The sequence below is a fragment of the Streptomyces xingningensis genome, assembly GCF_054957865.1.
On sequence record NZ_JBDJPF010000006.1, the window covers coordinates 116452 to 128432 of the forward strand.

12 protein-coding genes are annotated in these 11981 nt (G+C 69.7%); 6 read left to right on the forward strand and 6 right to left on the reverse strand.

Features of this window, described 5'->3' with window-relative positions:
• Window positions 1-112: 112 nt before the first annotated feature.
• A complete protein-coding gene (locus ABCR83_RS05465) occupies window positions 113-634 on the reverse strand; it encodes a GNAT family N-acetyltransferase (protein WP_462693678.1) in 522 nt (173 codons plus the stop codon).
• Window positions 635-663: 29 nt separating this feature from the next.
• On the reverse strand, window positions 664-1740 hold the full coding sequence (locus ABCR83_RS05470; protein WP_462693635.1) for a hypothetical protein: 1077 nt from the start codon (window positions 1738-1740) through the stop codon (window positions 664-666).
• Window positions 1741-2137: 397 nt separating this feature from the next.
• On the opposite strand from ABCR83_RS05470, the gene ABCR83_RS05475 reads away from it, so the two are divergent.
• The gene (locus ABCR83_RS05475; protein WP_462693636.1) at window positions 2138-2401 is read left to right on the forward strand and encodes a hypothetical protein; all 264 of its coding nucleotides are present in this window, start codon (window positions 2138-2140) and stop codon (window positions 2399-2401) included.
• 249 nt (window positions 2402-2650) lie between these two features.
• On the opposite strand, the gene ABCR83_RS05480 is transcribed toward ABCR83_RS05475, so the two are convergent.
• Window positions 2651-3535, reverse strand: a complete 885-nt coding sequence (locus ABCR83_RS05480) for a LysR family transcriptional regulator (RefSeq protein WP_462693637.1) — start codon at window positions 3533-3535, stop codon at window positions 2651-2653.
• Window positions 3536-3637: 102 nt separating this feature from the next.
• Between ABCR83_RS05480 and ABCR83_RS05485 the strand changes: the two genes are divergently transcribed.
• Window positions 3638-4189, forward strand: a complete 552-nt coding sequence (locus ABCR83_RS05485) for an AAA family ATPase (protein ID WP_462693638.1) — start codon at window positions 3638-3640, stop codon at window positions 4187-4189.
• On the opposite strand, the gene ABCR83_RS05490 is transcribed toward ABCR83_RS05485, so the two are convergent.
• Window positions 4178-5095, reverse strand: coding sequence for an NADP-dependent oxidoreductase (locus ABCR83_RS05490; protein ID WP_462693679.1), 918 nt, complete (start codon window positions 5093-5095; stop codon window positions 4178-4180). The two genes, ABCR83_RS05485 and ABCR83_RS05490, sit on opposite strands and share 12 nt — an antisense overlap.
• A gap of 159 nt (window positions 5096-5254) precedes the next feature.
• On the opposite strand from ABCR83_RS05490, the gene ABCR83_RS05495 reads away from it, so the two are divergent.
• Window positions 5255-6109: a helix-turn-helix transcriptional regulator gene (locus ABCR83_RS05495; protein ID WP_462693639.1), complete on the forward strand. Its 855-nt coding sequence runs from the start codon at window positions 5255-5257 to the stop codon at window positions 6107-6109.
• Window positions 6110-6177: 68 nt separating this feature from the next.
• Here the strand turns inward: ABCR83_RS05495 and ABCR83_RS05500 are convergent, their stop codons facing one another.
• Window positions 6178-6690 (reverse strand): DinB family protein, encoded by a 513-nt coding sequence (locus tag ABCR83_RS05500; protein WP_462693640.1) that lies wholly within the window; start codon window positions 6688-6690, stop codon window positions 6178-6180.
• A gap of 132 nt (window positions 6691-6822) precedes the next feature.
• On the opposite strand from ABCR83_RS05500, the gene ABCR83_RS05505 reads away from it, so the two are divergent.
• Window positions 6823-7569, forward strand: a complete 747-nt coding sequence (locus ABCR83_RS05505) for an SDR family oxidoreductase (RefSeq protein WP_462693641.1) — start codon at window positions 6823-6825, stop codon at window positions 7567-7569.
• Window positions 7570-7573: 4 nt separating this feature from the next.
• Here ABCR83_RS05505 and ABCR83_RS05510 read toward each other — a convergent pair whose 3' ends face one another.
• Window positions 7574-9589, reverse strand: a complete 2016-nt coding sequence (locus ABCR83_RS05510) for a glycosyltransferase family 2 protein (protein ID WP_462693642.1) — start codon at window positions 9587-9589, stop codon at window positions 7574-7576.
• A gap of 219 nt (window positions 9590-9808) precedes the next feature.
• Between ABCR83_RS05510 and ABCR83_RS05515 the strand changes: the two genes are divergently transcribed.
• Window positions 9809-11068 carry an ABC transporter substrate-binding protein gene (locus tag ABCR83_RS05515; RefSeq protein ID WP_462693643.1) on the forward strand — a complete coding sequence of 420 codons (1260 nt, stop codon included), beginning with the start codon at window positions 9809-9811 and terminating at the stop codon, window positions 11066-11068.
• Complete coding sequence (locus tag ABCR83_RS05520; RefSeq protein ID WP_462693644.1) at window positions 11069-11977, forward strand: carbohydrate ABC transporter permease; 909 nt, start codon at window positions 11069-11071, stop codon at window positions 11975-11977.
• Window positions 11978-11981 lie beyond the last annotated feature (4 nt).

Sequence of the window (11981 nt, forward strand, 5' to 3'; positions counted from 1 at the left end):
TGGTTTACGCTGCTCCGCGGGAGCGAACCAGCGTCCTCGCCGACAGGAACCGCCGCGCGCTCACCGCTTTGTCCCGCTCACTCCCCCTGCGCGCGGGGAACCCATGGCGTGCTCAGCGCAGGTCGAGCAGCATCACATCATGGAGGCCGGCGCCCTCCCATGGGCGCGCCTCGCCGATTTTTCGGTACCCCCATGCCCCGTAGGCGGCCGACGCCGCCGTGCTGTCCGGATGGACGTTGAGCAGCGCCCGCTCGGCCCCGGTGCCGTCGAGCAGTGTCTCGTGCAGGCGGCGTGCGACGCCTTGCCGACGCCACGGTTCGCGAACGGCAAGCTCCATGAGCCCGAATGTGCGGTGCCCGTCCTCACGCCGCATGTCGTCGGGTACGGGATCGGCCAGCTGGTCCCACCAGCCCGTGTTAGGGCCGAGCGGATAGCCGTACGCCATACCGACGGGTTCACCGTCCTCGGTACGGGCCAGGGCGGCGCGGAAGGCGGGTTTGCGGGTCTGGGACCGGAAGCGCCGGAAGGCGGCCGCGACGCCGCCCGCGGTCTCGTTGTACGGCGGTTCCGCGAACGCCTCGGCGTAGACCAGCCTGAACGCGCCCTCGGCCCGCGCAGCGGCCGACCCGTCCATGCGCTCTACGGTGATGCCCCCTTGCGCTGTCACGTGGCGCTCCCTCGGATACGCTCCCCGCATTCGCGGGCAGTGGCGCTGTCGATACCGGCGACGGCCCGCTGAAACCCTCGGATCCTGCCCAGCAGCCGCGGTGAGGCGATGCTGACGCATGCGTTGAGGACGGCGGCCATCTCTGCGCACGCCTCTTCGATTTCCCCGGCTTCAAGGAGTACTCGCGCAAGTTTCACACGGTACGAGGCGTTGTTGCGGGCAAGGTCATCGCCCATGGCGCGCACGGCGGCCCGGAGGAATGGAACGGCACGTTTAGGCTGCCCGGCCCGCACGTACATGTCCGCCGTCGCATAGTCGACCTCGAACGGGCCCGCGAAGCGAGCCCACTTCGGCACCTCGATGTCCGTGTCTGCGCGCCCCTGATGGTTGACGGCCCGGCTCAGGGCCCGGCGAGTACCGGACAGGTCTCCTGCATGGGTGGCTACGTTGGCGTCCCGCAGCGCGATCACAAGGCGCACCGTATGCCCGGCGCCCGCACGCATGGCGAGCCGGTAAGCGCTCTCGACCGCGCTCGCGGCCTCCCAGACCCTCTCTGCCTTGATGGCAAGCAGCACGAGCGTTTCCAACACGGAGATCTGCAGCAGCGGGTCGTCCACGAACTGTGCCGCTGCGAGAGCTTCCATGCAGGCGGCCCGTCCCTGATCGGTCCGTCCGCCGTCGTAGCCGTACCACGCCCGATGACCGTGCAGCTCGGCAAGCATCCTCTGCAACTCACGACCGACGCGGCCGGTGTACGAAGCGGCAGCGAGGGCGCCCGTGATCTCGCCCTCGAGACGGTCCGCCTGCGTCATGGCGGGCACGCTGCCAGCCGTGTGATCCGTCCAATACAGGCCGTCAAGCCATACGCGCAGGCGCGCGACATCGGTCGAGCCGAGTCTCGGGCCCGGGCGAGCGGAACCAACGGCCGCCGCGGCAAGAGCCCCGACATCGGCGACGAACGTCCTCCGCCTCACCTCTCCGGTGTCACTGATCGGCGCTGAGACAGCCCCGCGATGGGAAGGGACGTCAAAGCCCATCTCGGCAAGCGGTACGCCGAACATCGCTTCCAGCACGACCTGCTGACCCGGGTGAGGGAGCGGCGGGGGATTCTCACGCTCCCAACGGCGGAGCTGTCGCACGCTCACGGAAGCATCGATGCCAAGGTGAGTGGCTTCCTCGGCGAACGCCCTCACAAAGGTCTCTTGCGTGTATCCGGCAGCCCGCCGTAACCCCGCCGGTCGTCTCACGGCTTTGCCTGTCATGCGCTTCCCCTCACAACCGTCGTCCACCCTCTCTCACCGTAGCCACATGACTCCCGCAGTGGGTGAAAACGTCCGCCTAAACGTCCGGCTCCTCGAGGCCCGCAGTGCCCGTTCAGACGGTGCACTGAGTGGTGCACCACGCCCCACCCGTCCAGCGTCGGAATGTCCGCACGACCCGACGGGTGCATCTACCGCAAGGAGGTAACTGGTGGGTGAGAAACGCCCTGCCGCGTTCACGGTGGACCACTCTGGTATGGCCCGATGGGTACCCGCGCCCGGCATGCTGGTCACTGACACCTCATATGACCGTGCGGGCACGGCAGTTGCCTGGGACAGAGAGCAGCAACAGGTCACCTTGAAGCCGCTCGATGACGGCAAGATGTGGCACACCACCACCTATCGTCCCGTCAGCCGCACTGACCAACTCAGGGCCCGCGTCCCGATGTTCAACCACAAGGGGCACACGTGCTGAATCCTCTGCCCCCTGTGCAGCATGTCGGTGGCCCGCCCTGCTACCCCACGCAGGACGAATGCAGTATCTGCGACCGGTTCCGGAGCGCCGTCAACGGAGCTGTCGGACGAGCCCAGTGGGCCAAAGTCGCCGGAACGGACACCGAACTCCACGCGGCCCTGAAGCAAGAAGCGGAGTACCGCAGGGGGTGGGCCGACCATCTCTCGCGCATCCCCCACAAAAGAGGGTGACGGCCCCCGCCCGCCCCGCTCAATCCCCCTGCGCCCGGCACGCGTCCAGCAGCGGTGCCAGCCGCCGCGCAGGGGTGGACGGGCGTACCGCCAGGTAACTCCGCATGGCGGGGGCGGGTGGGGTGAACGGGCGGAAGACGGTGAGGGTGGTCGGCATGATCGCGGCCTTGGCGGCGTAGTAGACCGTCCAGCCGGACCCGCTGACGCCGATCGCGGCCAGGGTGTCCTGGTCGGTGGTGAAGGCGGGTCCCAGCACCGGCTCGAAGCCCGCGGCGCGGCAGGCTTCGGTGATCAGGTCGACCAGGTGCGGGTTGACCTCGCGGGGGACGATGCGCAGCGGCATGCCCGCCAGGTCGGCGAGGTCGACGGTGTCCCGGGCGGCCAGCGGATGGGACTGCGGGAGGGCGGCGACCAGCGGGTCCTGCCAGAGGGGGATGAAGTCGAGGTCGGGGTGTTCGGACGGGCCCCGGATGAAGGCCGCGTCCAGCTCACCGTCCCGCACCTGCTGGAGCCGGGTGGCGGGCGGGGCGCTGACGAGTTCCACCGCGGTCCGCGGGGAGTCCTCGGCCAGGGCCGCCAGCACTGCCTCCAGCCGCGTGCCCAGCCCGATGTTGGTGCCGATGCGCAGCTCCGTGGTCTGTTCGGTGCGCAGCTCGGCCATGCCCTCCAGGGCCAGCTGCTCGGCGGCCAGGATGGCGCGGGCATGCTGCAGGAACGCACCGCCCGCGGCGGTGAGCGTGACATTGCGGGTGGTGCGGTGGAACAGTTCCAGGCCGAGCTCGCGCTCCAGCCGCCGGACCTGCTGGCTGACGGTCGGCTGGACGATGTGCAGCCGTTCCGCGGCCCGCCCGAAGTGCAGTTCCTCGGCGACCGCCAGGAAATAGCGGATTTGGCGCAGTTCCATGTGATGCACTCCCCCGTCGATCACGATACGTGATGAGTGTACGCGCCAAGTGTGTCTGCCCCGCCGGTACGGTCGGGTTCACGCACAGGGAGGAGCGACAGCATGCCATTGGATCCGGAACTGCATTTCACGGTCATCACCGGAGGGCCCGGGTCGGGGAAGAGCACCCTGATCGACCATCTCCAGAAGGCCGGTTACGCGCGGTCGCAGGAGGCGGGGCGGGGCATCATCCAGGACCAAGTGGCCATCGGGGGAGGCGCGTTGCCCTGGGCCGATCCGGATCTGTTCGCCGAGCTGATGCTCTGCTGGGAGCTGCGCTCCCACCGCCTGGCCGAGGACGCGGCGGGCCCGGTGTTCTTCGATCGCGGGATCCCGGACATCGTGGGCTATCTGCGCCTGGAGCGGCGGCCGGTGCCGGAGCACCTGCACCGCGCGGCCCGGCGGTTCCGGTACCGCCCGAGGGTGTTCATCGCGCCGCCCTGGCCGGAGATCTACCGGCGGGACGCCGAGCGCAGGCAGAGCCCGGAAGAGGCCGAGCGCACCCATCAGTGCATGGTGGAGGCATACGGGGAATACGGCTATGAGCTGGTCCCGCTCCCCCGGTCATCCGTCGAGGAGCGGGTCCGTTTCATCGTCTCCGCCCTAGGGGCGTAGCACGATCTTGCCGTGCGTGTGCCGCAGTTCCAGCTCGCGGAACGCGTCCCGCACCCGCTCCAGCGGGTAGGTGCGGGCGATCGTCACCTCGAGCTCCCCGCGCGCGGCGAGCCGGGCCAGCTCGCCGAGCACGGCCGCGCATGCCGCCGTGCTTTCTCCGTAGGTCCGCGCACCGACCCTGGCCGCCGTCTGCCAGTCGCGGATCGTGTTGATCCGCTCGGGCCGCACGCCCAGCTCCACTGCCAAGTCCACATAGCCGGTGCCGAACGTGTCGATGAACGCGTCGACGGTCCCGCCGGAGGCCTGCCGGATCCGCTCGGCCACGCCCTCCCCGTACTCGACCGGGACGACACCGTGCTCCTTCAGCCAGGCATGGTTCGACTCGCTCGCCAGCCCGATCACTGTGGCGCCGCGCCGCCGCGCGAGCTGCACGGCAAGCGAACCGACGCCGCCCGCCGCACCGGACACGACGACCGTGTCGGCCGGTCCGGGGTCCACCGCGAACACGGTGGCGTACGCGGTCGTGCCGGCCACGTGCAACGACCCGGCCACGTCCCAGGACAGTCCCTCCGGACGGAAGACCAGATTCACGTCGTCGACCACGACGAACTCCGCGTGGCTCGCCCTTCTGTGGGTGAAGCCCAGGACCTCGTCCCCCGCCGCGAAGCCGCGCACCTGCGGGCCGGCCTCCACCACGACGCCGGCCAGATCGCTGCCCTGCCCGGAGGGGAACGTCGCCGGCCAGCGCTCGTGCAGCGCGCCCTGCCGGATCGCCGCCTCGCCGGGCTGGATCCCGGCCGCGCGAACCTCGACCAGCACCTGCCCGGGGCCGGGAACCGGACGCTCCACCTCCGCCACCTGCAGGACATCGATCCCGCCGTACTCGTGGAGTCGTACCGCCTTCATCATGTGATCACCGCTCTTCCTCGTTCGGACTGGTGACGACCGCGCCTCGATGGCCACACCCCGACCCTGCCATCGCCTTCGGCGGCCCGGGAGCGGAGTGGTCTACCTAGGACCGACGGTCCGAGGATGCGTTCGACGAACGGTGATATGACTACCGGCATGGGGATGCAACGCGAGGACCTTGCCGATTTCCTGCGCCGGTCCCGGGACCGGCTGGCTCCACAGGACGTCGGACTGGTCGAGGGGCCGAGGCGGCGTACGCCGGGACTGCGCCGCGAGGAGGTCGCGGCGCTCGCCGGGATGTCGGCCGACTATTACATGCGGCTCGAGCAGGCCAGGAGCCCGCAGCCCTCGGTTCAGATGCTGACCGCGCTGACGCGCGCGCTGCGGCTGACCATCGACGAGCGGGACCATCTGTACCTGCTCGCCGGGCACCGCCCGCCGGAGGGGGCGCGGGCCGGGGAGTACCTGCGGCCGAGCATGCTGTACCTCCTCGACCGGCTGGACAACGTTCCGGTCCAGATTCTGAGCGACCTGGGCGACCTGCTGGCGCAGAACGACATGGCGCAGGCGCTGTTCGGCTGCGTGTGCACGGTGGCCCGCGAGGACCGCAACATCATGCTGCGCTGGTTCACCGAGCAGGACGTACGGGACCATTTCGCCGCCGAGGAGCACGAGGAGCACGCCCGGCAGCTGGTCGCCGACCTGCGCGCCGCGGTGGCCCGCCGCGGGGACGACGCGCCGTCCCGCGCACTTGTCACGCGACTGCGCGAGGCCAGCGCCGAGTTCGTGGCGCTCTGGGACCGGCACGAGGTCGCGGTGCGCAGATCACACCCGTACCGGCTCATACATCCCGAGCTCGGCAAAATCGAGTTCGACTGCGAGGTGCTGGCGACACCCGCCGCCGACCAGCGACTGCTGATCTTCACCCCGCCGCCCGGCGGCACCGAGGCCCTGGACATGCTGCGCGTCCTCGGCCCGCAGCACCGGCACCACACCACCACGGCACGCTGAACCACAACGCAGGCCGTGACCGCGGGTGTTCGAGATCGGCCAGGGTCCGCAACCGCACAGCGGGCCGGTCAGACACCGGTGGTGCCGTCGATGCGTTCGCGGATGAGGTCGGCGTGTCCGTTGTGCCGGGCGTATTCGGCGATCAGGTGGGTGTAGATCCACCGCAAGGTCACGTCGCCGCCCATGAACGGGCTGGTCTGCTCCAGTTCGCGAGCGGCGCAGTTGGCCCGAGCGCGGGCGATCTCGGCCTGCCAGGTCGCCCGGGCCATCTCGAAGGAGACGCTCTCGGTGAGATCGAACCCGCCGTCGTGGCCATGGGGATCAGCATGCGGGTCGTAGATCGGCGCGACCTCTTCGCCGGTCAGGACACGGCGGAACCAGTTTCGCTCGACCTCGGCCATGTGTTGAACGAGGCCGAGAAGGGTCAGCGGTGAAGGAGCCACGGAGGCGCGGCGTACCTGCTCGTCGCTCAGTCCTTCGCACTTCATGGCCAGTGTGGTGCGGTAGAAGTCCAGCCAGCTCTCCAGCGTGGTGCGCTCGTCGGCGTTGAGAGGCGGCATGGGGCGCTCGATCGTCGTCATGATGGAGATCGTGTCATCGGGGACTGACACGATGGCCGACGGCCGCAGTCCGAATGCCGGAATGCCGGAATGAAGTGATCACCGATGGGGTTCGGACGGACAGAATCCGCATCCCACCGAAAGGCGAACCGCATGACCGCCACGGCTTCCCCCGCCCCTGCCACCCCGCTCGCCGACCGCCATGTCGTCATCGTCGGCGGAAGTTCGGGCATCGGCCTGGAGGTCGCCCGCCGGGCCATCGCCGACGGCGCGTATGTCGTGATCGGCGGACGGAATGCCGGGAAGCTGGCGACGGCCGCGGAGTCGCTCGGGGAGCGTGCCACCTGGGGCGTGGTCGACAACACCGACCAGGAGTCGCTGGCCGGGTTCTTCGACGGCATCGACCGGATCGACCACCTCTTCACGCCGGCCGCGTCCTACCAGGTCGGCCCCATGCGGGAGTTGACCGACAGCGAGGCCGAGAGTCCCTTTGTGTCGAAGTTCTGGGGGCAGTACCACGCCGTCAAGCACGCGGCTCCCAAGCTGACCGCGGACGCCTCCGTCGTGCTGATGTCCGGTGCCGCGAGCGTGCGCCCCCCGGCCGCCGCACCCGCCTACGTGGCCTGCAACGCGGCGATCGAGGGGCTCGGGCGCGGGCTCGCGGTGGAACTCGCGCCCGTCCGCGTCAACGTCGTCTCCCCCGGCACGGTCGACGGCAATCTCTGGGCGCAGCGTCCCGCCGAGGTGCGTGCGGCGAGCTTCGCCCAGTACGGCCGGGACGCCCTGTTGCACCGGCCCGGCACCGAGCGCGAGATCGCCGACGCGGTGCACTTCCTGTTCACCAACACCTTTATGACCGGCTCGACGCTCTACCCCGACGGCGGCTACGCCCTGCGCTGACCGGCTAACGCCGCTTGAGACGCCCGCGCACCCCCTTCAGCAGCTCCACCTTGCCGACCCGCAGGGTCAGTGCGTCCTTGCCCGGCACCGGCTTGGCGTACCAGGGCAGGCCCAGCCGCTGCCAGCGGGCGGGTTCCAGCTTCGGCTGCGGCGGTACGGGGACGGACCACTGCTTGTCCCGGACGGCCAGGCGCAGGGTGAACCGCCATTCGCCGGGGGTGGTGCAGGGGAGGTGGACGGTGAAGTCGCCGGTGCGCTCCACGGGGGCGGTCAGTTCCGCGCCCTCGGGGCCCACCGCTCGTACCGTCAGCGCTCCGGCCGGCCGGCCCGCGAGGGTGCACTGCCCGGTCACCGCGAGGGTGGCGGGGGCGTCGGGGGCCCAGGCGGCGCCGGTCACGGTCAGGTGGGGCAGGACGCGGTGCCGGGTTTCGCCGAGGTCGAGGGTGAGGTTGCCGTAGGGCTTGGTGGTGAAGAGCGCGGCCGGGGTGCCGTCCGGGGTGACCAGGGTGGTGGTCCCGGTGGTCACGGAGTCGGCGCGGCGGCTGCCCAGGCGGGCCTCCTTGACGATGCCCTGGGCGCCCACGGCCAGGGATATGTCCCACAGTCCGGCGGGCAGCGGTGCGCCGTCGGCGGCGGTGGCCGGGTCCACGGTCACCTCGAAACCGGCCGTGGAGTAGTCGGTGCGGCCGCCGTCCTCGTCCGCGCCCAGGCCCGGCGTCGGGGTGTGGCGCACGGGAAGCCGGTACTCCGCGCTGGAACCGCGCTTGCGCAGGATGAGTTCGGTGGTGACGTCCCGGGTGGCTATTCGGGCCAGGTAGGCGTGGCCGGTGAGGCGGAGCGGCCCGGACGCGTCGAGTTCCGCGGTCTCCACCAGGTGGCGGACGCCCAGCTCGGCGGTGATGTCGTAGCAGTCGTCGGGGATGTTGAGCGTGGAGTCGCGGAAGTACGGGTAGCGGGCGTAGGCCCGGCCGTTCTCGGTGAGGATCTCCGGGCCCACGGCGGCCGTGGCGGCCAGGGTGGTGATGCCATAGCTGGCGGCTCCCCGGTCCAGTTCCCAGCGCACCAGGGTCAGCAGTTCGTCGAGGAGACCGTGTTCGATGAGGTGGCAGCGCAGCCGGACCACGGCGGGCAGCCTGGCGGCCAGGCCCTGGTGGTAGTACGGCGCGATCAGGTCGCCCAGTTCCCCGAGGAGCTTGTCCTGCACCTCGCGGTGCGGCTCGCGGCACAACTGCAGTACGGCGTCGCGCAGTTCGACGGCGAAGTGCCGGTGCATCAGGGTGTCCCGGTCGGTGCCGGGGCCGACCCGCTTGGCCACCAGTTCGGTCATCAGCCGGAACAGGTCCATCCGCATCCGGGTGCCGTGCGGCTGCGAGGTGATGTTGTTGCCGTCCTGGCGCGCGACCCAGTACAGGCAGTCATAGTCCGCGACCACCGAGATCGCGGCGGCCTCGAGGTAGGCGGTGGCGGTGAACGGCTGGTCCTCGCCGATGGACAGCCCCGTCTCGAAGCGGAGTCCGAGCCGGTCGATCAGCTCGCGCCGGAACAGCTTCATCGGGTTGAGCGTCCAGTAGACGCGGGAGGCGAAGACATCGGTCCTGGGCTGGTTGCGGCCGAACATCGAGCGCGGGGCGCGGCGCCCGCCCTCCCCGACGATCCGCCCCAGGACGACATCGGAGCCGTTCTCGTCGGCGGCGGCGACCATGCGTTCCAGCGCCTCGGGGCCCAGGTGGTCGTCCGCGTCGAGGAAGAAGACATGGCGGCCGGTGGCCCGGTCCAGGCCGAGGTTGCGCGGGCCGGCCGGTCCGCCGGAGTTCGGCTGGTGGATCACCCGCATCAGGGGCGCTCCGGCCGCCAGCCGGTCCAGCTCGCCCGCCGTGCCGTCGGTGGATCCGTCGTCGACCACGATCAGTTCGATCCGGTCCGCTCCCAGGGTCTGGTCAAGGACGGAGGTGACACTGCGGGTCACATACGGCATGGCGTTGTATGCGGCGATGATGACCGTGACATCGGGGCCAGGCATGGTGGCGCGCTCCGTTCCTGCAGTCCAGGGCGTTGGCCGGGTCCCCCGGCACAGGTCATTTCAGGGTATACGAGGATTCGATTGATCGAATTTATGTTCGATATCAACTGTTGACATACTCCGGCAACATCCCTGCCGCAATCCCTCTCCATCGTTGACCGAGATCCGTACGATCACTGACGACCGGAAACCACCCAACCCAGATAAGAGGACAGGGACTTGCCGATCAACCGCAGACAGCTGCTGACAGCCGGTGCGGGCCTCGCCCTCACCGGCGGCCTCACCGCCGCTTGTGGCTCCAACACCGGCCGGAGCGGCTCCGGTTCGGACCCTGGCCTCTCCCACTGGTACCACCAGTATGGCGAGCCCGGCACCGAAAGCGCCGTCCGGCGCTATGCGGAGACCTACCGGAGCGCGAGCGTCAAAGTGCAGTGGCGGCCCGGGAATTACGACCAGCAGACCGCCGCCGCCCTGCTCACCGACTCCGGGCCCGATGTCTTCGAGGTCAACGGACCGACCCTGGAGCAGATCCGGGGCGGGCAGGTCGTCGATCTCACCGATCTGATCGAGAGCACCAAGGGCGACTACAACCCGGCCGTGCTCGCCCCCAAGACCTACGACGGCCGGATCTGGGGCATCCCCCAGACCATCGACACCCAGCTGCTCTACTACCGCAAGAGCCTGCTGGACGCCGCGGGCGTACGGCCGCCGGGAACGCTGGACGAGCTGGTGGACGCGGCGCGCAAGCTCACCGACCGGAAGACCAAGGGGCTCTTCCTCGGCAATGACGGCGGCGCCGGCGTCCTGGACGGCACCCCGCTGCACGCGGCCGGGCTGTCCCTGATCACCCCCGACGGCAAGGTCGGCTTCGACGATCCGGCCGCCGCCCGCGCCCTCGCCAAGATCCGCCGACTGTACGCCGACAAGTCCCTGCTGCTGGGCGCGCCCAGCGACTGGTCCGACCCGTCCGCGTTCATCCAGGGGCTCACCGCGATGCAGTGGTCCGGGCTATGGGCGCTGCCGCAGATCAAAAAGGCGCTCGGCGACGACTTCGGGGTACTGCCCTTTCCACCGGACGGGCCGAACGGCAAGCCCGCCGTTCCGGTGGGGGCGTATGCGGCCGCGGTGAGCGCGCGGAGCGGGCACCGGGACGCGGCCAAGGCCTATGTGAAGTGGCTGTGGATCGAACGCACCGACCTCCAGCAGGACTTCGCGCTCTCCTATGGCTTCCACATTCCCGCCCGCACCTCGCTCGCCACCAAGGCGGACAAGCTGCGCCAGGGCCCGGCCGCCGATGCGGTGCGGTTCGCCACCGAACACGGCCATGCCCAGCCCCTGTTGTGGACGGACGCCGCGCGGACCGCCTATCAGGACGCCCTCAGCCGGATCATCAAGGACAGTGCCGACCCGGAGTCCCAGCTGAAGGCGGCGGTGCGCAAGGCCGAGGCCGAGCTGGGACGCCTACGGAAGAAGCCCTGAGTGGCCCCTAGCAGACAGCGGAACCATACCCTCTGGTTCTGGGTATTCGTCGGCCCGTTCGCTCTCGGCCTCCTCCTGTTCACCTATGTCCCGCTCGGCTGGAGCGTCTTCCTCAGCTTCTTCGACGCACACAACACCGTCACCCCCAGCAACTTCATCGGCCTGGACAACTACACGGAGATACTGGGCGATTCGGCCTTCCGCTCCTCCCTGGCCACCTTCGCGGTCTTCACCGCCTTCATCGTGCCCACCACCTTCGCGCTGTCCCTGGGCCTGGCCCTGGCCGTCAACCGACTGCGTTTCGCCCAGGCGTTCTTCCGGTCGGTTTTCTTTCTGCCGACCGCCTGTTCCTATGTGGTCGCCGCGCTGATCTGGAAGCTGTCGATCTTCAATGGGGTGCGGTTCGGACTCGCCAACACCGTGCTCGGCTGGTTCGGCACCGAGCCCGTCGCCTGGCTGTCCACCACCCATCCGCCCTGGTACTGGCCGGTCATCGTGACTGTACGGCTGTGGCTGCAGGCCGGTTTCTATATGGTGCTGTTCCTGGCCGGACTGCAGCGCATCCCGGTGCGGCTCTATGAGGCGGCGGCGCTGGACGGGGCGCGGCCCGGGTGGCAGACCTTCCGCCACATCACCTTTCCCGCGCTGCGCGGCACCTCGGTGGCGGTGGCGCTGCTGCTGGTCATCAATGCCTTCCAGGCCTTCGACGAGTTCTTCAACCTGCTGTCCAACGCCCGGGGTTACCCGCCCTACGCCCGGCCGCCGCTGGTCTACCTCTACTACACCGCGCTCGGGCAGGGGCAGAACCTGGGCCTGGGCAGTGCGGGTGCGGTCGTACTCGCCCTGATCATCGCGGTGGTGACGGTGGTTCAGGCCCGCTGGTTCGGCCTCGGCCGCAAGGAGGAATGACGCC

Excerpts from the sequence above, each read along its gene's own strand:
- ABCR83_RS05465 (WP_462693678.1), bottom strand. The coding sequence starts at position 634 with ATGGACGGGTCGGCCGCTGCGCGGGCCGAGGGCGCGTTCAGGCTGGTC.
- ABCR83_RS05480 (WP_462693637.1), bottom strand. The coding sequence starts at position 3,535 with ATGGAACTGCGCCAAATCCGCTATTTCCTGGCGGTCGCCGAGGAACTG.
- ABCR83_RS05485 (WP_462693638.1), top strand. The coding sequence starts at position 3,638 with ATGCCATTGGATCCGGAACTGCATTTCACGGTCATCACCGGAGGGCCC.
- ABCR83_RS05490 (WP_462693679.1), bottom strand. The coding sequence starts at position 5,095 with ATGAAGGCGGTACGACTCCACGAGTACGGCGGGATCGATGTCCTGCAG.
- ABCR83_RS05495 (WP_462693639.1), top strand. The coding sequence starts at position 5,255 with ATGGGGATGCAACGCGAGGACCTTGCCGATTTCCTGCGCCGGTCCCGG.
- ABCR83_RS05500 (WP_462693640.1), bottom strand. The coding sequence starts at position 6,690 with ATGACGACGATCGAGCGCCCCATGCCGCCTCTCAACGCCGACGAGCGC.
- ABCR83_RS05505 (WP_462693641.1), top strand. The coding sequence starts at position 6,823 with ATGACCGCCACGGCTTCCCCCGCCCCTGCCACCCCGCTCGCCGACCGC.
- ABCR83_RS05510 (WP_462693642.1), bottom strand. The coding sequence starts at position 9,589 with ATGCCTGGCCCCGATGTCACGGTCATCATCGCCGCATACAACGCCATG.